This window comes from Lichenihabitans sp. PAMC28606, assembly GCF_020616535.1.
GTDB classification, from domain to species: domain Bacteria; phylum Pseudomonadota; class Alphaproteobacteria; order Rhizobiales; family Beijerinckiaceae; genus Lichenihabitans; species Lichenihabitans psoromatis.
In genome coordinates, this window is sequence record NZ_CP085136.1 from 257,302 (window position 1) to 278,308 (window position 21,007).

Here is a 21,007-nt window from a genome sequence, read left to right on the forward strand (position 1 = left end):
CGTTTGCGATCATGCCAAGGAGAGAACCCGATGGACCATGCGATCCAGACCATCAAGCGGATATATGAGAGCTTCAACGCGCGCGATATCGACGCCGTGCTGGCCGTGCTGGCCGATAATGTCAGCTGGGCCAACGGGATGGACGGCGGTCACGTTCATGGCCGCGAGGCCGTGCGCGCCTACTGGACACGCCAATGGTCGATCGTCAGTCCACATGTCGAGCCCATCGGCTTTCAGACGATGGCCGATGGCTTGATCTTGGTCGAGGTTCGGCAGTCCGTTCGCGATCTGGAAGGAAAGCCGCTCCAGGATCAAACCCATGGGCTGACCGATAAGATGGTCGGCCATATCTTTCGTTTCACCAACGGGATGATCACGTCTTTCGATATTCGGAGCGAGGCGTAGTCTCTCGCGATCCTGCTCGATCGGCGAACCGTTCCTTACGAAGATTTCACGCGACGGAAATGGTCGCGTAAGCCGCGCTACTCCATGTTGCCTACATGAGCACGACACGCAAGGCGTGCTTCGGATCAGCCCGAGGAGTTCAACAATGACACAGCCCGGCCAAATCAATCCTCTGCAGGGATCGGCGTCGACCTCTGCTTCCCGCGCCCCCCGCACCCGTCTTCGTGCCGCCCTTCTGGGCGCCGTCGCGGTCATCGCGGTTGGCGGCGTCGCGACCGAGACCACCTTGATGAGCGTCGCGCCCGTTCATGCGGCGCAAATAGCGCCGGAAGCCGCGCCCGCACAGATCGCGCCCGGCTCGTTCGCCGATGTGGTCGACCGGGTCAGCCCCGCGGTCGTGTCCGTCAAGGTCAAGATTACCGAGGCCGACGATAGCGACAGCGACAATAGCGCGGGCAACAATAACCAGCGCGCGATGCCCAACATCCCGAAAGACGACCCGCTGTACCGCTTCTTCAAGCAGTTCGGCGAGGGGCAGGGTATGCCGCACGCGCATCCGCGCACCGGCATGGCGCAGGGTTCGGGCTTCTTCATTTCGAAGGACGGCTATGTGGTGACCAACAACCACGTCGTCGAAAACGCCACCGACGTGCAACTCACGTTGAACGACGGCACTGTCGTCCCCGCGACGGTCGTCGGCACAGACAAGAAGACCGATCTGGCTCTGCTCAAGGCGAAGACCGGCGACAACTATCCTTTCGTTCCCTGGGATGACCACACGCCTCGCGTCGGCGATTGGGTGATCGCGGTCGGTAATCCCTTCGGCCTTGGTGGCACGGTGACGGCCGGTATCGTGTCGGCGCGCGGCCGTGACATTGGTGCCGGGCCCTATGACGATTTCTTGCAGATTGACGCGCCGGTGAACCGCGGTAATTCGGGCGGCCCCACCTTCAACACGCAGGGTCAGGTCGTGGGCGTCAACACCGCGATCTTCTCGCCATCGGGCGGGAGTGTCGGCATCGGCTTCGCGATCCCGGCCGAGGTCGCCAAGGATGTCGTCGCCTCGTTGAAGGCCAATGGTTCGGTGGCGCGCGGTTGGCTCGGCATTCAGATTCAGCCGGTCAATTCCGACATCGCCGATAGCCTCGGCCTGAAGGACACCAAGGGTGCGCTCGTGGCCGAGCCGCAGAAGGGTTCGCCGGCATCGAGCGCCGGAATTAAATCGGGTGATGTCGTGACGGCCGTGAATGGCGACATGATCGACGGACCGCGCGAGTTGTCGCGCAAGATCGCCAATATGGGACCCGACAAGAAGGTCGATCTCACGATCTGGCGCGATGGTACCAACAAGGTGGTCCCCGTCACGCTCGGCAAGTTGCCGGCCGACAAGGAGGTCAAGGCCGAGGTTCCGGCGCAGGACGACAAGGCCGAGATGACCTCGCTCGGGCTGACCTTGGTGCCGTCGTCGGTGGTTCCCGGCGGCAGCAAGGAAGGCGTCACGATCGCCGAAGTCGATCCGGACGGCATCGCGGCCCAGAAGGGTCTCAGTGTCGGCGACGTGATCCTCGAGGCTGGCGGCAAAGCGGTATCGAAGCCGTCTGAAATCACGGCCGCCTTCTCGGCTGCGAAGAAAGACGGCCAGAAGGCTCTGCTGCTGCGCGTAAAAAGCGGTGATTCGATCCGCTTCCTGGCGCTGGCAACGAAGTCGGTCGGCTAAGCCGACGGCCCGCCACGTCTCGGCTGGTGGGTGGGTCAATCGATGCGGCAGTCCGGCTTCGGCTGGGCTGCCGGTCCAAATTTCTCGCCCGCTTGGCTCGTACCCGCTGATATGCGGCGCGAAAGTGTCATACATGTCCAGCATGAAGATTCTGATCATCGAAGATGATGCGGAGGCCTCGGCCTACCTGTCCAAAGCCTTCACCGAAGTCGGTCACCTCCCCGACGTCGCGTCGGACGGACTGGAAGGCTACGGGCTTGCCCGGGACGGTCAATATGATGTCCTGATCGTCGATCGCATGCTGCCCAAGATGGACGGGCTGTCGCTGATCGGCGGCCTGCGCGAACAAAAGATCGAAACGCCGGTGCTGATCTTGTCGGCGCTCGGGCAGGTCGACGACCGGGTCAAGGGTTTGCGCGCCGGCGGGGACGACTATCTGACAAAACCTTACGCTTTTGCGGAATTACTCGCACGCGTCGAGGTGCTGTCGCGGCGGAAAACGTCCGGCTCCAGCGACACGACGGTCTACCGGGTCGGCAATCTCGAGCTTGATCGCCTCTCCCACAAACTGCTGCGGGCCGGCAAGGATATCGTGCTGCAACCGCGTGAGTTTCGCCTGCTCGAATATCTCATGAAACATGCCGGGCAGGTCGTGACCCGGACGATGCTGCTCGAAAACGTCTGGGATTATCACTTCGACCCGCAGACCAATGTGATCGATGTTCACATTTCCCGCCTTCGTTCGAAGATCGACAAAGGGCCGGAGCCGCCGCTGCTCCACACCATTCGCGGTGCCGGATATATGATTCGTGACGGCGCTCGGTAAGCTCTTCCGCACGACAGTGTTCAAGCTGTCGCTCGCTTATCTGATCATCTTCGGGATCGGTGCCGGCTTCGTGCTCGGCGGCGTCGCCTGGAATGTCAATCTCCTGCTCGACGAGCAAATCGGGCAGACCGTCGAGGCCGAAATCACCGGCCTCGCGGAGCAATACGAGACCGGGGGGATGCGACATCTGGTCGACATCATCGAACGGCGCTCGGCCCAGCCCGGCTCCTCGCTTTATCTCGTGACCAACTACGCCGGTGAGAAACTGGCCGGCAATGTGACGACGCTCCCGTCCGGCGTGATCGATCATCCCGGCCTCGTCGAAACGCCTTATGAGCGCCCGAACGACAAGGGCCAGAATTACACGGCACTGGCTCGCATCTTCCTGCTGCCGGGCGGATTTCGGCTCATGGTCGGGCGTGATCTCGATGAGCGGGAAAGCCTGCGAAAGGTCATCACCCACGCGCTGATCACGTCGTTGCTCTGGCTCGCGGGCATCGGCACCTTTGGCGGCATCGTCGTGGCGCGGCGCGTGCTCCACCGGGTCGACGCGATGAGCGACAGCGCCGCTACGATCATGACGGGCGACCTCACGCGACGCTTACCGACCGGTGGCACGGGCGACGAACTCGATCGGCTAGCGCAGAACCTCAATGCGATGCTGGACCGCATCGGTGAGTTGATGACGGGCATGAAGGAAGTGTCGGACAATATCGCGCATGATCTTCGCACGCCGTTGACGCGCCTGCGGAACGGAGCCGAGCAGGCGCTGCGAACCGCGAAGACGCCTGAAGACTACCGGCATGCTCTCGACAAGACGATCGAGGAAGCCGATCGCCTGATGAGCATCTTTTCGGCGCTGTTGATGATCGCGCGAGCCGAGGCGGGCAGCAGCCTCGGCGTTGTCGCTCCCTGCGATATCAGCAGCGTGGTGCGCGATGTCGTCGAACTCTACGAACCCTCGGCCGAGGAAGCCCATATCGAGCTTCGCAGCGACGTGCAGCCGGATCTCTTCGGGTTGGCCAGCCGAGAGTTGATCGGCCAAGCCGTCGCGAACCTGATCGACAATGCACTGAAATATGGTGCGCGGGCCTCCGATGATCCGGCTGAGGCGACGGGTGCCGAGGGCGCACATTCGCCCCTGATCGACGTAAGCGTCAGCCGCGACCGGGACGCTGTGGTGATCGTCGTGGCGGATCGGGGTCCGGGTATCGCGCTCGTCGACCGATCACGCGTGCTCGAACGGTTCGTCCGACTGGAAGGGGCGCGCTCGCGTCCAGGGTCCGGGCTGGGTCTCTCGATGGCAGTTGCGGTCGCGCGGCTGCATCATGGCGAACTCCGCATCGAGGATAATGCGCCGGGCTTGCGGGTCGTTCTGTCACTGCCGGCTCTCGACAAACGGCATGGGATCGAGGCCCCGCGGGAGTCGCTGCTCTTGCCGCGGCCTGTCGAGGACGCGCGCGTGTCATGAGCAAAGCCTCCTTCTCCCTCGCTGCGCAACTGCGCGACGCACCCCGCCTGACGCGACCCGATCTTGCGCGAGACCGGGTCGAGACATGGCGGGCGGGCCTCGACCCTCGTTACGCCATCGGCTTTGCGGCGCCAGAGGTCGACGCGATCCTGCTCGGCCTGGCCGATCATTCGCCGTATCTCTGGCGGTTGGTCGTAGCAGACGACGCGCGCTTGTCCGCGATGCTGGCGGACGCGCCGGAGCAGCATCTCGAGCGCTGTCTCGAGACGATGGACCAGCGTTGTGACAGTCACGGCCTCCCGGTCGCCGACGTCATGCAAGCGCTCCGGCAAGCGAAGGCGTCCGTCGCCTTGTTGGTGGCTCTTGCCGATCTGGGGGGCGTCTGGTCGGTCGAGGCGGTAACGGCAGCGCTGACGCAATTCGCTGACCGCGCGGTTTCGGCGGCGATCCGCGTGCTTCTGCGCGAGGCGCATCGATCCGGCAAATTGGCGCTCGCCGACGTCGATCGGCCGGAGATCGGCTGCGGCATCGTCATTCTGGCGCTTGGCAAGCAAGGCTCGCGTGAGCTGAATTACTCGAGCGACATCGACATCGTGGCGTTTTTCGATCCGGACACGCCGACGCTGGCCGCCAAGACCGTCGCGGCGCCTTTCTATGTCAAGCTGGTCCAGAGCTTGGCGCGCATCCTCAGCGATCGGACTGGCGACGGCTATGTGGTGCGCGTCGATCTGCGGCTGCGACCCGATCCGGGCTCCACCGCAGTCGCACTCGGGCTGTCGTCGGCCTTCTCGTATTATGAACGCTACGGCCAGAACTGGGAGCGGGCAGCGCTCATCAAGGCCCGGCCGGTCGCTGGCGACACAAGCCTCGGGGACGCGTTCCTACGCGATCTCTCGCCGTTCATCTGGCGCAAATATTTCGACTATGCCGCTATCGCCGACATCCATGCGATGAAGCGGCAGATCCATGCGGTCCGGGGCCACTCCGAGATCGCAGTCGCCGGACACGACGTGAAGCTCGGCCGTGGTGGCATCCGCGAGATCGAGTTCTTCGTGCAGACCCAGCAACTCATCTTCGGGGGACGGCGGCCCGCTCTGCGCGGTGCTCGCACGTTGGACATGCTGGCCGAACTGCATCGGGACGGATGGGTCGACGCCGATGCGGTCGAGGATCTGTCGGCGGCCTATCGCTTCCTCCGGACGATCGAGCATCGCCTGCAGATGATCGCCGATGAGCAGACCCAGCGCCTGCCATCCGATCCGTTGGCGCTCGCGGCTTTCGCGAACTTCACGGGGTTCGACGATGTCGCCGATTTTGCGGCCACGTTCGTCGCACACGCCCAAGCCGTCGAGCGGCATTACGCCAAGCTGTTCGAACATGCCCCGGCTCTCGATGCCGAGGCCGGGAGCCTCGTTTTTACTGGGGTCGAGGACGATCCCGAGACGCTTGAGACGTTGCGCGGGCTGGGGTTCTTGCGCCCGTCGCAAGCCGCGGAAGCGGTGCGAGGCTGGCATTTCGGACGACGTGCCGCAGTCCAGAGCCCGCGCGCGCGGGAAGTGCTGACCGATCTGGTGCCTCGGCTGCTGATCGCCTTTTCGCGTTCCGGCGACCCCGACGCAGCCCTGATGGCCTTCGACAAAGCGCTGGCCCGGATGCCGGCCGCCATCGAGCTCTTCTCCATGCTGCGCGAGAATGCGGCGCTGCTGGATCTCTTCGGCGATATCCTCGGCGTGGCGCCCCGCCTCGCAGCCGCCGTCGCGACCCGGCCGCACGTGCTCGATGCGGCGATCGATCCAGCCAGCCTGCAGACGGCAGGCGACCCCGTGCGGCTGGAAGCCCGCGCCAAGACCGTGCTCGATCCCGACTTGCCGGACGAGGAATTTCTCGACCGCACGCGCGATTTCGCGCAGGAGGAGTTATTCCTCATCGGCGTGCGGCTGCTCTCCGCCATCGACGATCCCGCGACGTCGGGTCTCGCCTATTCCGATCTTGCCGCCATCGTGGTCCGCGCGACTCTGGCGCATTGCCAGGCGACGTTCGAGCGCGAGCATGGGGTGGTGCCTGGCGGAGCCTGTGCGGTCGTGGCGCTCGGCAAGCTTGGATCACGCGAGATGACGGCAGGGTCGGACCTCGACCTGATGCTGATCTACGATTTCGATCCCGACCATGCGGACAGCACGGGGCCACGCCCACTCGACGCGCTGCGCTATTATGCCAGGCTCACGCAGCGGTTGATCGCGGCTCTGACGGTCGCGACCCGGCGGGGTCGTTTGTACGATGTCGACATGCGGTTGCGTCCGTCTGGCGGCAAGGGGCCGCTCGCGACTCAACTCCGCAGCTTCGTCCACTACCAGGCGCATGAAGCGCAGACATGGGAACATATGACATTGACGCGTGCTCGCGTCATCGCGGGCGATAGCGCTCTCTCGGCAAAGGTCGAGGCCGCGATCGCAGCGGTTCTGACGGCGAGGCGCGACGCCGCTGCTTTGCGGGTCAGCGTGCGAGAGATGCGAGCGCTCGTGGCGCAGGAGAAAGGCGAAGACGATCCGTGGGATTTGAAGCTCGCCGCAGGTGGCCTGATCGATCTCGACTTCATGGCGCAATATATCGTGCTGCGGGACGCGGCAGATCATCCGTCGCTCTTGCTCCGATCGACGAGGGCGATCCTAGCGGAAACGTCGAGGCTCGATCTTCTCGATCACGGCGCTGCATCGGCATTGATCGAAGCGCATCGGCTTTACACAAATCTCCTGCAGATCATCCGCCTGACGGTCGAGGGGTCATTCGACCCCGCCACATCCGGCATCGGGGTCCGGCGGCGGATCGTCCAGGCGTCCGAGCTACCGGATTTCCAGCTTCTCGACGCTGTCCGAGCCCGCTGCGCCGCTGCTGTGCGAGCCACTTTCGTAACGATGCTGGGCGCGCTCTGAACCGATACGTCTTGCGCCTAGACCGACACCTTCTCACGGCGGACTGGCTTCAATTGCGGGCTCTTCGGCGCGGGCAGATGGGCCAGCACGATGGTGCCGTCGCCGACGCGCGAGCGGATGCGAAGGCTGCCGCCATGGAGTTCGAGAAGCGACCGGACGATCGCAAGGCCAAGTCCCGAACCTTTCATGCCGTTCAGCAACGCCGGGTCGATCTGTTCGAAGGGGCGGCCGAGGCGCCGGACGGCATCCGGCGCAATGCCGATCCCGTTGTCGGCCACGAAGATGTTCAGGCCGCCGTTGGCGTTGCGGGCCCGAACCGTGATGCGCCCACCCTCCGGCGTGAATTTCGAGGCATTGCAGAGGATCGTGTTCAGCACTTTTTCGAGGGCAGGGCGGTCAGCATGGACCAGGCATCCCGCCGCCGTGTCGGTCGTCAGGGTTTGGCGCTTTTCGGCGGCTTGGGTTTCGACGGCCTCGACGGCCGATAGGATGGTCTCCTCGACCGGGAAGATGCTCCGCTCAAGGCGGACGCGGCCCGATTCCAACCGCGACATTTCGAGCACGTCCGAGATGAGAGACAGAAGGCTTTCGCCGCTGGATTTGATGTCGCCGGCATAGCCCACGTAACGCGGTGACCCGAGCGGCCCAAAAATCTCCCCACACATCAACTCGGAAAAGCCGATGATGGCATTGAGTGGTGTGCGGAGCTCATGGCTCATATTGGCGAGAAATTCCGACTTCGCCCGGTTGGCGCTTTCAGCTTCGGCTTTCTTCTCCATGTGGCGCTCGGCCAGTTCGGCGAGTTCCTGCGCTTGGGTCTCAAGCGCTTGGCGGGAGCGGCGGAGGTCGGCCACCGTCGCCATCAGGCGGCGCTCGGAATCCATCAGTCGTTCCTCGTGCAGCTTCAGCGTGGTGATGTCGGTGCCGACCGAGACGTAGCCACCATCCTTGGTGCGACGTTCGTTGATCTGGAGCCAGCGCCCGTCCGCGAGCTGTGCCTCGTAGGAGCGGGCACCGGTACCGGGGTGTTCGCCAAGTGGAACCTGAGTCTGCACCAGCGTCGGCGTCGCATGGGCGATCACGTCCGAGTAGCGGCTGCCCGGCGGAAAGCTGTTGGGCAGCAAATTGTGGAGCCGCAGGAATTTCGAGTTGCAGGTCACGAGGCGGTTGTCCGCGTCCCACAGCACGAAAGCTTCCGAAATGCCCTCGATCGCGTCACTCAATCGCACGTCGGCGGTCGCGGTCCGTTCGGCCAAAACCTTCTCGTCGGTGATATCGACCGCGATGCCGACGAGATAGAGCTCGCCCGTGTAGGTTTCACGCACCAGCTCGGCCCGCACCCTCAACCATACCCACTGGCCCGACACGTTGCGGAGGCGGAACACGTGATCGATGGCGTTGACCTTGGCGCCCGCCAAGAGTTCGGCGAGAGTCGAAAGGTCGTCGTCCTGCGGGTGCACGAGGGCATTGATGTCGCCGAAGGAGACGAATTCCGACGAGGCCTGCATGCCGAGCATCGCATACATGGATTCGGACCAGTAGATCCGGCCTCGCGCCAGATCCCAGTCCCACAAGCCGCAGCGGCCGCGGTTCAGCGCCGTGTCGATCCGGCCATGAACCTTGGCGTAAAGCATCTCGGCCGCAGCGGCGCGGCCGGATTGCCAGAAATAGGCGGAGGCGATCGCGAACAACACGAAGGCGGTCGCGAAGAGCAAGAATCCCGAGCGGAACGAGGCGGATCGCCAGTCGGCCAGCAGGCCCGCAACCGGATGCACGATAGCGATTTGCCCATAGGGCGGTCGCAGTGCGCGGACGGTCGCAAAGGCATCTTCTCCGTCCGACAGGGTGATGCGGAGAACGCCGGCTTTCTCGTTGAAGGTCGTGAGCGGCTGCGCCGGTCCGAGCCGGTCATACAGGGTCTGCTTGAACGGATGGTCACTGCTCATCGGGTCTGGCGGCAACATGCCGACGATGACGCCGGATGCGTCAGAAATGATCAGCTGTCGGCCGGACGCGAGAGCGCGGGACGGCAGAGTTTTGGCAAGGGTGTCGAGAAGGGAGCCATCTGGGCTGTGGGTAATTGAATCGTTCAGTTGCGCCGCAACGACGGCGCTGACAAGTTCGATGTCGTCGACGGCATCGCCGAGGGCGCGATCGCGGGATTGGGTGGCCTGGAAAAAGGCACCGGTCGCGAGAATCGCAAGAAAGAACACGACCATCACGGGCACGATCCGACGGATCAGCCATTCATAATCAGCCGTCCTCGGATGAGAGGGCTCAGCCAGTGCACGCGCAAGTCCTTGCAACGACCCCGCGCGTGCGAAGTCGTTGGCCGCGTTAACGCGAGCCATGAGGTGCCCCCTCGTGTGCCAAGTCTAACCCGGGGAATGTGCCGCATCGCCCCGAATCAATGTCATCTGAGTCCTCTGGAGCCCCAAAGTCCAGAGGTTCGTTAACCATAGTTTAGCTTTATTTTGGCCACCGTTTTATCGGCCTAAATCCTTGAGTCGAAGCAGAGTCTTAGCTTAGGCAAGCGATCGGTCGACGATGTCGCGGACATCGGCCGATAGCGTATTTCGTGCCGCGATGCGGCGAAGTGCGGCCTCGGCACGATCGCGGCGGCCGCTCTCAATCATCCGCCAGGATCGAAAGGCGTTCAGCACGCGCGCGGCGACCTGCGGGTTGACGGCATCGACCGCCAGGACGACCTCGGCCACGAGGTCATATCCGCGGCCATCGGCACGATTGAACTGGGTTGGATTGCCCGCGAAGGAGCCGATCAGGGAGTAGACCCGGTTGGGGTTCGATAACGAGAAGGCGGGATGGCGCATGAGGCTCCGCACCCGGTCCAAGGTGGTGGGATCAGGGCTCACGGCCTGCACCGCAAGCCACTTGTCGACCACAAGCGCGTCGCGCTCGAACATCGCATAAAACCGCGCCAGCAGGCCGTCTTGTTTGGAACCGGGGATGAGGGTCATGATCCCGAGGGCGGCCATGCGATCGGTCATGTTATCGGCTGTGTCGAACTGCGCCGCGCAGAGGCGTGCGCCGTCCATCGGATCGCCAGCCGCCAGATAACCGAGGACGACATTTCGCAGGGCTCTTCGTCCCGCGCTGGATGCGTCTGGGCTATAGGCCACCGGCCTGGACAGCGTGTCGTAGAGGTCGAGAAGGGGCGTGCGAAGGGTCTGGCCGATATCGCCTCGAAGCTCTTCACGTCGACGATGGATGGCGTCGGGATCGACATCCCGGCCGACATCGCGCGCCAGATCCGCTTCGCTCGGCAAGTTTAGAACCTGCGCCGTAAAGGCGGGGTCGACGAGCGCCCCATTGAGCACGGCCGCAAAGGCGCTGAGCAGTGCGGCGAGACGCTCCTCGTCCGGTGCTTCGTCCGACGTCAAACCGTCGAGAATATAGTGGCTCACGAGAGTCTGAGCCGCCTCCCATCGATTGAAGCCGTCGCTATCATGCGCCAGCAGCGTCAACCGATCCTGTTCCCTGAGGGTCGAGATCAGACGGACCGGAGCCGAAAACCCGCGCAACCAGGATGGAGAAACCGGCCCGGGAACGTCATGAAGGACGATCCGGCGCTCCGCTGTCGTGAGCTCGATGGTTCCGGCGGCGCGCTCAGCCTCGGTCAGATCGTCGCTTCGGACGGCATCGAGCGGGATCGCGTCTCCCTCTGCGCCGACGAGGCCCAGCGCGAGCGGCATGACGAGCGGCGACTTCTCGGATTGCCCCGGCGTCTCCGGTGTGCGCTGCGCGATGTCGAGCGTCAGCGTCTTGGCAGAAGCATCGTAGCCGTGGGTGGCTGTCACCACCGGCGTGCCGGCCTGCTCGTACCAGCGCATGAATTGGGTTAGATCGCGCCTCGATGTCTCGGCGAAGCACCCGATGAATTGCTCGATCGTGGCGGCGGTGCCGTCGTATCGATCGAAATATAACGTCATGCCGGTTGCAAAAGCGTCGCTGCCGATCAGCAATTGCAGCATGCGGATGATCTCGGCGCCCTTCTCGTAGATGGTCGCCGTGTAGAAATTGTTGATCTCGCGATAGACGACAGGCCGGACGCTATGGGCCAGCGGTCCGCCATCTTCGGGAAACTGGCGCGCCCGCAACGTGCGAACATCCACGATGCGCTTCACGGCACGCGAGCGCTGGTCGGCGCTGAACTCCTGGTCGCGGAAGACCGTGAGACCTTCCTTCAGGCAGAGTTGGAACCAGTCCCGGCAGGTGATCCGATTGCCGGTCCAGTTGTGGAAATATTCATGCGCGACCACGGTTTCGATGCCGGCGTAATCGGCATCAGTTGCGGTTTCGGGGGACGCCAGAATGTATTTGTCGTTGAAGATGTTGAGGCCCTTATTCTCCATCGCGCCCATGTTGAAGTCCGAGACCGCAACGATGTTGAACACGTCGAGATCATAGGCGCGGCCGAACGCTGTTTCGTCCCAACGCATCGAGCGTTTCAGCGCGTCCATCGCATAGGCCGCCAGCGGTTCCTTGCCGGGCTCGACATAGATCCCGAGCGTGACGACGCGTCCCTCGCTGGTCGAGAAGGTTTCGTGGATCGACCCGAGATTGCCGCCGACGACCGCGAACAAATAAGGAGGCTTGGGATGCGGATCGTGCCAGACCGCGAAATGCCGGTCCTCACCTTCGGCAGCCTCGACCGCGCCTTGTTGCACCAGATTGCCGTTGCCGAGCAGCACACTCGCCTCGGCGCGCGCGGCCTCGATGCGGGTCGTGAAGACCGACAGGACGTCCGGCCGGTCGAGCGCGTAGGTGATGCGGCGGAAGCCCTCCGCCTCGCATTGCGTACAATAAGCCGAGCCCGACCGGTAAAGACCCATCAGTTTGGTGTTGGCCGTCGGGTCCAGCCGGGTTTCGACCATGAGGACGAACGGCCGTTGCGGCGGTGTCTCGATGGTCAGACGATCCGCTGTCGCGAACCCCGTCGATAAATCGAGCGCGGCGTCGTCGAGCGTCACAGTAACAGGGACAAGCCCATCACCATCGAGGACAAGCGGCGCATTGGCTCGGCCCTTGGGGTTGGGACGGATCGACAGGCGTGACGTCACGCGCGTCGCGTTCGGATGCAGGATGATGTCGAGGTCGATCGTGTCGATCACATAGTCCGAAGGTCGGTAGTCGACGAGGCGGATCGGCTGGTCCTGGTCGGCGCGCATCGGCGTTTCCCTCAAACGTTGCAGGTCAGTCAGACACGGTAGGCCGGGCGGCTTTGTGGTCGACGCCGCCCTTTAGGCCCGCGACCGCTCGCCTCCAGCGCCGAGGTCGGTCGCATAGGTGTCGGGCGCATAGGTCACGGCGTGGCCGCGTGGCAGCGTCACGTAGAAGTACAGGGCCGCTCCGACATTGGCGGCGCCAAGGGCGATCAACAACACCGGATCAGGGACGTTGATGTAAGCCGATTGGAGGCTTGCGGTCACGACCGAGCCGAGCACCATGAACAGAGCGTTGAGGACGCTGACGCCCGCGACGACCCGCGCCCGACGATCCTCGCTCGACCAAGATTGGACTGCGGCGAAAAGCGGCACCGAGAACATGCCGCCCGCGCAGGCGAGACCGATCAGGTCGATGGCGATCCGCAACCCGATGAGGCTATGCAGGAAATCGCCGAGGCTCATGGTTTCGTGCACGTTGCCGAGCGAGGATGTCGCAAGGCCGATATCGACCAGGAAGATGGCCATGAACACGGCCGCAAACGGCACGTGTTTGATGTAGATCCGCCCACGCGCAATCAGCACGGTGGCGAGCGATCCGAGGCCAACGCCGATCGCGAAAAACACGCTGATGGCTGTCTCGACCTCGACGCCGCCGCCGATCCGCTGCTTGACCACGAGCGGGACGAGCGACAACGTGACGGCGCCGCTCAGCCAGAACCAACTGACGCCGAGCGCGCCGATCCACAGACGACGGCTGGTGCGAAGGTCGCGGATCATCGTGAATGTCGACGCGATGAGATTGCGCGTGATTTTGAGGCCGGGCGCCGCGATGCGGGTCGATGGAATGAACAACGTCGCCAGATAAGAGGCGAGACCGACGCCGATCAATTGCGCCACCACGAGCCACGGCGCGGTGGATTTAAGGCCGGTAATGCCACCCGCCACGAGGCCGAGCAGGATTGCCACGAAAGTCGCACCCTCGATGAAAGCATTGCCGGCGGTGAGTTCTTCGGTCGACAGGTGATCGGGGAGAATGCCGTATTTGATCGGGCTGAACAGGGCGGCCGCCGCGCCAAGTGCAAACAAACCGACGAAGAGGGTACCGATCGAGCCGAACCAGAATCCCGCCGCAACCAGGATCTGGATCGCGAATTCGCCCAGCTTGAGCCAACGCGCCACTTTGGCCTTGTCGCTCGCATCGGCCAGTTGGCCGCCCACCGCGGACAAAAGCAGGGATGGCGCGATAAACACGCCGACCGCGAGTGTGACGAGCGGCCCTGCCGCTTCTTCGCCGACGCGGAACAGGATCATCATGGCCAGCATGGTGCGGACGAGATTATCGTTGAAGGCGGAAAAGAACTGGCACCAGAATAATGGCGCGAACCGTTTCGAGATCAACAACCTCAAAAGCATACGCAATAACCTCGATCGTTCCGGGGCGCGCCGATTAGTCGACCTTGACCTGTTTCAAAAGATCATAGCCCATCTGGGCGGCCGCGCCGTTCGCCCCGTCTCCGGCTACATGGACCATGGGCACCGCAAATCCAATGCCGTTCTCGGCGAATGATTTGTTGATCATGAGAAGCGCTCGTCGCCGCGCCATGAATTGTACGTCGCCAGGCTTGGTCATCATCTTGGTCTGGATCTGAATCGCGAAGTCGCCGAACTGCACCACGCCCTGCATTTTCAGCGGGTTCAAAATTTCAGGCCCGAAGTCGGGATCTTCAGCCAGAGTTTCGCCGATGCGCTTGACGATCTTGCGGACTTTCTCGAGGTCTGTGCCGTAGGGGACGTTCATCACGATCTTGTCGACCACCCAGTCGCGGCTCTGGTTTTGCACGGCGCCGAGGATGCCGAACGGCACCGTATAGAGTGCGCCGCGCTGATGGCGCAGCTTGACCGATCGCAAGCTGAACGATTCCACCGTGCCTTTATAGGTGCCGCTTTGGATATATTCGCCGATGCGGAAAGCGTCATCGAAGAGGTAGAAAATCCCGCTGATGATGTCTTTGACGAGCGTTTGAGCGCCGAAGCCGATCGCGACGCCGACCACACCGGCGCTGGCGATCAAGGGGCCGATCTCGACCCCGCCGGCCGAGAGCGCCATCATGCCGGCGACCACCACGATGGCGACCAGCAGGATGTTGCTGACGATCGGGAGCAGCGTCTGGAGCCGCGCCGCATGGCCCGCATCCTCCGTGCCATCGGCGCTGATCATGCTGATTTCGAGTTTGCGATCGATGAGCGCCTTCAAGACATGCCAGAGGAAATCGGCCGCGAGCGCGATCACGACGATGCTGATGACGCCGCGTACCAGTCGCGTCGCCACCGTATCCTGCATCGTCAGGGTGACGACATCGATGTCGAAGATGCGGCCGAGCAGCAAGGCCGCCCCCACGATGATGACGCAGCGAACACCGCGTTCGAACACGATGACGTCGAGCGTCTTCGAGTCTCCGACCGAAAAGCTTGATCCGGCCGGCCGCAGCACATGATTGACGGAATGTCGCGCCATGACGATCACGCCTGGAAGCGCACCCATGAAGGCGACCAGCCAGAAGAGATGGGTCGCATCCACGATCCAGAGAACGAGAAGAACCAGCAGCAGGCAGGATGCCGCGATGACAAGGCCGGAATGGTGACGCATCGAGAAGCCCGCCTTGGGCGGCTCCACCGCGTCGGTCGAACCGATTGCCGGCTCGACACCTTCGACAAGCGCCATCGGCGGCGCGCGCCAGAGGATATCGAGGCCGACGAGCAGCAGGATGACGCCGAGGACGTCGCCGCAGAGTTCGCTCGATAAAGGCGTCAGACCGAAGCGGCCGAAGATGCTGATCGTTTCGGCGCCGAACCCGACCACGATCGCCATGACGATCCAACGCTCGAACAGAAATCGTGCGCCCGCGCTGGAGATCGGCACGACGCGGAACCGCTGCGCGCCGGGCGATAAAAGCAGGCGGCCGACAACGGAACAGAGCCGCACGAACAAAAACGCGAGCAGGTAGCCGAGCAGGATCTCCTTGATGACGATCGGCCAGTCGAACAGCAGAAACGCCCCGACGCTGCCGAGCGCGAAACTGCCGACAAGGCCGATGCCATAGATGAAACGCGCGAAGACGGCGCGGACGCGTTCGTCGACGCTCGCGAGCGTCAGGCCGAGGAGCCACGCGAGGAAGCGTCTCGTGAGGCGCCGAAAAACCCATTCGGCGCCGAAGCCGAGCGCCACGAAGCCGGAAAAGAAAAGCGCGATCGACAACCAGCCACGCTGGCTGATCGCCTCAGCGACCATGCCGCGTGCGGCACGAAAATCATTGGGGAGCGTTTTGACATTGGCTGCGACATCGAGGAGATGCGCGCGCAACACCTGCAGATGATCCGCAAGGCCGACCGCCATCGTCTTCGGCGGAGCGGTTTGGGCCGGTGCCTCGACGCCGTTGCCGTCCCGCCGTTTCATCGCAGCCTGAACGTCCGGATCCGAAAGAAGCGTCATCAGGGTCTGCAACTTGGCATTGGGTGGCGTCGCTGCGACATCGGCGGTCTGCGATACCGGCTCCGCCTGCACGGGGATGGACACGCCGCCCACCATCCCGGCAACCAGCCACAGCAAGACGAGCCGAACCAAGACGGTTTGGGCCATGCGGACAAATCTCGTTGCTCGCCTCCGGCCCCCGGTCGCCGCGCCTATACGCATATGCTCTGCTCCCCGCAGCCCATCACGACGCCCATCATGCCACGCAATCGTTGACCCCTTATGCGCTCGCCACTAGAGCATGGCAGCGCCTGCACCACATCCCCAACCACAAGAAGCGTTCCCGCCCATGTCCGCATTTGCCGGAAGCGCCCTCGATCCGCGACGATCGTTTCAGGGCCTGATCCTCACGCTGCAGCAATTCTGGGCCGAGCAAGGCTGCGTCGTGCTGCAGCCCTATGACATGGAGGTTGGAGCCGGCACCTTTCACCCGGCCACCACGCTCCGGTCGCTCGGGCCGAGGCCCTGGCGCGCCGCCTATGTGCAGCCCTCGCGGCGTCCGAAGGATGGGCGATACGGGGAGAACCCCAACCGTGGGCAACATTACTACCAATTCCAGGCCATCCTGAAGCCCTCGCCGCCGGATCTGCAGGAGCTTTACCTGCGCTCGCTCCAGGCCATCGGCATCGACCTCGCGCTGCATGACGTGCGTTTCGTCGAGGACGATTGGGAGAGCCCGACGCTGGGCGCTTGGGGGCTTGGCTGGGAATGCTGGTGCGACGGCATGGAAGTGAGTCAATTCACCTATTTCCAACAGGTCGCGGGTGTCGAATGCTCGCCGGTGTCGGGTGAGATCACCTATGGGCTGGAGCGGCTCGCCATGTATGTACAGGGCGTCGACAGCATCTTCGATCTGAACTTCAACGGTCGTGATGGTGAAGATCGCATTTCCTACGGTGACGTGTTCAAACAAGCCGAGCAGGAATATTCGCGTTTCAACTTCGAGTATGCCGATACGGCTTTGTTGTTTCAGCATTTTAAGGACGCCGAGGGCGAGGCGCGTGCGCTGCTGAAAGCGGGCGAGCCAGGCTCTGATGGCGGTGTCCATCTGCTTGCCTTGCCGGCCTATGACCAGTGCATCAAGGCATCCCATCTGTTCAACCTTCTCGATGCGCGTGGCGTGATTTCGGTGACCGAACGGCAGAGTTACATCTTGCGCGTGCGTGAATTGGCGAAAGCCTGCGGCGCGGCATGGTTGAAGACCGTCGGCGGGGGAGCAGCCTGATGCCCGATCTTCTGCTCGAACTCTTTTCCGAAGAGATCCCGGCCCGTATGCAGGCCCAGGCGGCCGCGGACCTGCAACGCCTCGTGACCGGCGCGCTGGTGGATCGTGGCCTGACCTACGAAGGCGCGCAGAGTTTCGCGACGCCGCGCCGACTGACCCTGCACGTGGTCGGGCTTCCGGCTCGCCAGCCCGACACGCGCGAGGAACGCAAAGGCCCGCGCGTCGGTGCCCCGGATGCGGCCGTCCAAGGCTTTTTGAAAAGCGCCGGGCTGGCATCACTGGCCGACGCCACGATCGTCTCCGATCCGAAGAAGGGCGATTCTTACGTCGCTCATATCGAGCGGCCCGGTCGCGCCACGCCCGAGGTGCTGGCCGACATCATGCCCGGAATCGTGCTCGCTTTTCCGTGGCCGAAGTCGATGCGCTGGGGCCGTGGGTCGGACAAGCCCGACGCTTTGCGCTGGGTGCGTCCGCTGCAATCGATCGTCTGCACCTTTAGCAGCGACACCGAGGAACCCGAGATCGTGCCGTTCACGGTCGGCGGGATCGCGTCCGGTGACACGACTCGCGGACATCGGTTTATGGCCCCGGCCAGCTTCAGCGTGAAGCGGTTCGACGATTACGCTCCGGCTCTCGAGAAGGCCAAGGTGGTGCTCGACCCCGAGCGGCGTAAATCGATCATCCTCCACGACGCGCGCGACCTGACCTTCGCCCAAGGGCTGGAACTCGTCGAGGACGAGGCTCTGCTCAACGAGGTGGCCGGCTTGGTCGAATGGCCGGTGGTGTTGATGGGGAGTTTCGACGAGAGCTTTCTCGCGATCCCGGCCGAGGTGATCCGCGCCACCATCCGGGCCAATCAGAAATGCTTCGTGGTGCGGCGACCGGGTGAGACGCAGCTCGCCAATTGCTTCCTGCTGACCGCCAATATCGAGGCGAGTGATGGTGGTGTCGCGATCGTCGGCGGCAACGAGAGGGTCGTGCGGGCCCGCCTGTCGGACGCGAAATTTTTTTGGGAAACGGACCTGAAAGTGCCGTTGGCCGATCGTCTTCCGAAGCTCGACAGCATCGTGTTCCACGAAAAGCTCGGCACGCAAGGCGCGCGGGTGAAGCGTATCGCGGCTTTGGCGCGCGAGCTTGCGCCGCTTGTCGGGGCGGATCCGGCTCTGGCCGAACGCGCCGCGACGCTCGCCAAGACCGATCTCGTCTCCGAAATGGTCGGCGAGTTCCCAGAACTGCAGGGCCTCATGGGCCGCTATTACGCAACCCATCAGGGCGAGCATGCTAGCGTCGCCGCCGCTGTGGAGGAGCATTACCGGCCGCAAGGGCCGTCCGATCGGGTGCCGACCGATCCTGTGTCGATCGCGGTGGCGCTTGCCGACAAGCTCGATACGCTGGTCGGCTTCTGGTCGATCGACGAGAAGCCGACGGGCAGCAAGGACCCCTATGCGTTGCGCCGTGCCGCGCTCGGTGTGATCCGCATCGTGATCGAGAATGGCATCAGGGTGCGTTTAGCGCCGCACGGTGCCGATCTCCTGTCCTTCTTCGCCGACCGCTTAAAGGTCTACTTGCGCGACAAGGGCGCGCGGCACGATCTCATCGATGCTGTCTTCGCGCTGCCGGGGCAGGACGACCTGCTGATGGTGGTTCGCCGCGTCGAGGCACTCGGCAAGCTGCTCGACACCGAGGATGGCAAGAATCTCCTGGCCGGTCATCGCCGCGCCGCCAACATCCTGCGGGCCGAGGAGAAGAAGGACGGAGCTGGCGCGTTCGACGCGGCCTATGATCCGGCATTGCTGAACCAGGACGAGGAGCGCGCCTTGGCCGAGATTCTCGATCGGGTTCGGCTGGAGGCGACCGCCGCGCTGGCGCGGGAGGATTTCGAGGGGGCGACGCGGGCTCTGGCGCTGTTGCGGCCGCCGGTCGACGCCTTTTTCGACAAGGTTACGGTCAATGCCGATGACGCGAGCCTTCGGCTCAATCGGCTGCGGCTGCTCAACGCCTTGCGGCAGACGACGCTGACGGTCGCGGATTTCTCGCGAGTCGGTGGGTAGGAGCCGCGTTCTGTTTACGCGGCGTTCACGCCAATCGGCCGCCTCCGCTATCGAGATTTAAGACGCGAAGGATCACAACATCGGCTTCAAAGGGTCGGTGTTGACGCCCCCAAGCGCGTCTGACGCTTGAGGGAGATTGTTCAAGCACCGGCATGATCGGGCCACTGGCTCGGTTGGGGTGCGGATCATGACCATCGACAGGTTTCGCCAGGATTTCGTTAAGGCGCTTCGAGGGAGCGCGGCTCATAAACGGAAGACGATCGGCCAGGGGTTGTCGACCGACCAGGATATCGACTGCATCATCCTGCTCGAACGGCTTGCCGACGACGCCGACACGTTACCGGCGCATCTGTTCGACCGCTATGGTCGGACGTTTGCCGATACACAATCCGCGATGATGTACTTCGGTAGGCAGAAGGCATTGCTCGATCGGGTGGGGGTCGATTGCGTGCCGCATGACGTAAGCGAGCTTTTGGGCTGGTTGGGTCGCCGGACCAAAGAGCAGCACGCCAAAGCCGAAACCGCTTCCCCCATGGTGTCGCCGAAGCTTCGGAGTGCGGTGCGCGATAGCGCCACGATCTTCGCGCTCGATCTCTCGGCCGGTGTCGGAATTATTGCCCCGATGGTGGCCATCTGGGAGATCAAGCAGGGAATCGGCCAGTGGATGGATCGATCCGTGGCGCTCAATCACCCGTCGGTTCAGGCCACGGTTTTGGCCATCGAGCGACCCGGTGCCGAGCGTCACTTCAGCGGCAGCACCATCACGCTCAGCTATAAGATGGAGGACGGCACGGGCCTGTGCCAGACGGCCGTCCACACGCTAGCGCCGGCGAGCTTTCCACCTGCCGGCGAAACCATCGAGGTGGTTCCGCGCTCGTCAACATGTGGCAGCCCCATCATCTCCTCGCAGATCGGGGATCCGGCCGCCACATTTGGCCTCGTGCTCGTCCTGATCGCCGCCAGCCTCGCGTCGCTGAAGGTCTGGCTTCGACTGTTGCATCGGCCCACACGGGGTGCAATTCGCCCCGTATGGACGCGATTCGTCGTGAGCGATCGCAGCCGGGTCTAATTTGGCTTCAGGCGACGCCTTCGACGATTCGCATGTCGCGCACCGCGCCGCCATCCAGCGCCTTGAGAGCGACCTGATACGCCGGGTCATCGTAGAGGCTGAGCGCCGTTTCGAGACTGTCGAATTCGACGATGACGGTGCGCTGCTGCACCCCGGCCTCCATGGCGCGCGCCGCGACCCCGCGTGCGATGTAGCGGCCGCCGAGCGCCTCGATCGCCGGTCCGGCCAGCTTGGCATAGGCCGCAAGCTTGTCGGTGTCGGAAATCGCGGTGTAGTTGGAAACCAGATAGGCCTTGGGCATGCTGATGCTTCCTTGATGACGGTCTATTCGACGTCGAGAGGCGCGAGACCGGTCGGATGGCCGTCCGCCCCGAGCGTGATCTTTTCGATCCGCATTTCCGCGTTACGCAACAGCGATTCGCAATGTTTCTTCAGGGCTTCACCACGCTCGTAGATCACAATCGACTCTTCGAGCGGCACGCTGCCCTTCTCCAATTGCCCGACGATCTCCTCGAGTTGCGCCAAGGCCTTCTCGAACGGCAATCCGGCAACGTCGACCCCACCGGTCACTTGATCACTCACGCTGTAACCTCTTCAA

14 protein-coding genes are annotated in these 21,007 nt (G+C 63.4%); 8 read left to right on the forward strand and 6 right to left on the reverse strand.

The annotated features are described in order from the left end of the window. Nucleotides 1–30: 30 nt before the first annotated feature. From LGH83_RS01215 to LGH83_RS01235, 5 genes are all read left to right on the forward strand, one after another. Nucleotides 31–405 (forward strand): nuclear transport factor 2 family protein, encoded by a 375-nt coding sequence (locus LGH83_RS01215; RefSeq protein WP_227400296.1) that lies wholly within the window; start codon nucleotides 31–33, stop codon nucleotides 403–405. Nucleotides 406–550: 145 nt separating this feature from the next. After that, on the forward strand, nucleotides 551–2,122 hold the full coding sequence (locus tag LGH83_RS01220; protein ID WP_227400297.1) for a Do family serine endopeptidase: 1,572 nt from the start codon (nucleotides 551–553) through the stop codon (nucleotides 2,120–2,122). A 142-nt stretch (nucleotides 2,123–2,264) separates the two neighbouring features. Further along, nucleotides 2,265–2,948: a response regulator transcription factor gene (locus LGH83_RS01225; RefSeq protein WP_227401679.1), complete on the forward strand. Its 684-nt coding sequence runs from the start codon at nucleotides 2,265–2,267 to the stop codon at nucleotides 2,946–2,948. Beyond that, nucleotides 2,932–4,419 (forward strand): sensor histidine kinase, encoded by a 1,488-nt coding sequence (locus LGH83_RS01230; RefSeq protein WP_227400298.1) that lies wholly within the window; start codon nucleotides 2,932–2,934, stop codon nucleotides 4,417–4,419. The genes LGH83_RS01225 and LGH83_RS01230 overlap by 17 nt, the downstream gene beginning before the upstream one ends. Further along, entirely contained in the window at nucleotides 4,416–7,349 is a 2,934-nt protein-coding gene (locus tag LGH83_RS01235; protein WP_227400299.1) for a bifunctional [glutamine synthetase] adenylyltransferase/[glutamine synthetase]-adenylyl-L-tyrosine phosphorylase, read from the forward strand. Before LGH83_RS01230 ends, LGH83_RS01235 begins: the two co-directional genes overlap by 4 nt. A gap of 17 nt (nucleotides 7,350–7,366) precedes the next feature. Here LGH83_RS01235 and LGH83_RS01240 read toward each other — a convergent pair whose 3' ends face one another. From LGH83_RS01240 to LGH83_RS01255, 4 genes are all read right to left on the reverse strand, one after another. After that, nucleotides 7,367–9,568, reverse strand: coding sequence for a PAS domain-containing sensor histidine kinase (locus LGH83_RS01240; protein ID WP_319799648.1), 2,202 nt, complete (start codon nucleotides 9,566–9,568; stop codon nucleotides 7,367–7,369). A gap of 306 nt (nucleotides 9,569–9,874) precedes the next feature. Beyond that, nucleotides 9,875–12,538 (reverse strand): aminopeptidase N, encoded by a 2,664-nt coding sequence (pepN, locus tag LGH83_RS01245; protein WP_227400301.1) that lies wholly within the window; start codon nucleotides 12,536–12,538, stop codon nucleotides 9,875–9,877. Between the two features lie 72 nt (nucleotides 12,539–12,610). After that, nucleotides 12,611–13,948 carry an MFS transporter gene (locus LGH83_RS01250; RefSeq protein WP_227400302.1) on the reverse strand — a complete coding sequence of 446 codons (1,338 nt, stop codon included), beginning with the start codon at nucleotides 13,946–13,948 and terminating at the stop codon, nucleotides 12,611–12,613. A gap of 34 nt (nucleotides 13,949–13,982) precedes the next feature. Then, complete coding sequence (locus tag LGH83_RS01255) at nucleotides 13,983–16,172, reverse strand: mechanosensitive ion channel family protein (RefSeq protein ID WP_227400303.1); 2,190 nt, start codon at nucleotides 16,170–16,172, stop codon at nucleotides 13,983–13,985. Between the two features lie 181 nt (nucleotides 16,173–16,353). On the opposite strand from LGH83_RS01255, the gene LGH83_RS01260 reads away from it, so the two are divergent. The 3 genes from LGH83_RS01260 to LGH83_RS01270 all read left to right on the forward strand — a co-directional run bounded on the left by LGH83_RS01260 (nucleotide 16,354) and on the right by LGH83_RS01270 (nucleotide 20,409). Next, nucleotides 16,354–17,289 carry a glycine--tRNA ligase subunit alpha gene (locus LGH83_RS01260; protein WP_227400304.1) on the forward strand — a complete coding sequence of 312 codons (936 nt, stop codon included), beginning with the start codon at nucleotides 16,354–16,356 and terminating at the stop codon, nucleotides 17,287–17,289. Further along, the gene (gene glyS / locus LGH83_RS01265; protein ID WP_227400305.1) at nucleotides 17,289–19,340 is read left to right on the forward strand and encodes a glycine--tRNA ligase subunit beta; all 2,052 of its coding nucleotides are present in this window, start codon (nucleotides 17,289–17,291) and stop codon (nucleotides 19,338–19,340) included. The genes LGH83_RS01260 and glyS overlap by 1 nt, the downstream gene beginning before the upstream one ends. Nucleotides 19,341–19,527: 187 nt before the next feature. After that, nucleotides 19,528–20,409 carry a hypothetical protein gene (locus LGH83_RS01270; RefSeq protein ID WP_227400306.1) on the forward strand — a complete coding sequence of 294 codons (882 nt, stop codon included), beginning with the start codon at nucleotides 19,528–19,530 and terminating at the stop codon, nucleotides 20,407–20,409. Nucleotides 20,410–20,416: 7 nt separating this feature from the next. Here the strand turns inward: LGH83_RS01270 and LGH83_RS01275 are convergent, their stop codons facing one another. Together LGH83_RS01275 and LGH83_RS01280 are read right to left on the reverse strand one after the other, a co-directional pair. Continuing rightward, nucleotides 20,417–20,710, reverse strand: a complete 294-nt coding sequence (locus LGH83_RS01275; protein WP_227400307.1) for a DUF1330 domain-containing protein — start codon at nucleotides 20,708–20,710, stop codon at nucleotides 20,417–20,419. Between the two features lie 23 nt (nucleotides 20,711–20,733). Then, the gene (locus tag LGH83_RS01280; RefSeq protein WP_227400308.1) at nucleotides 20,734–20,991 is read right to left on the reverse strand and encodes an exodeoxyribonuclease VII small subunit; all 258 of its coding nucleotides are present in this window, start codon (nucleotides 20,989–20,991) and stop codon (nucleotides 20,734–20,736) included. Nucleotides 20,992–21,007: the final 16 nt, after the last annotated feature.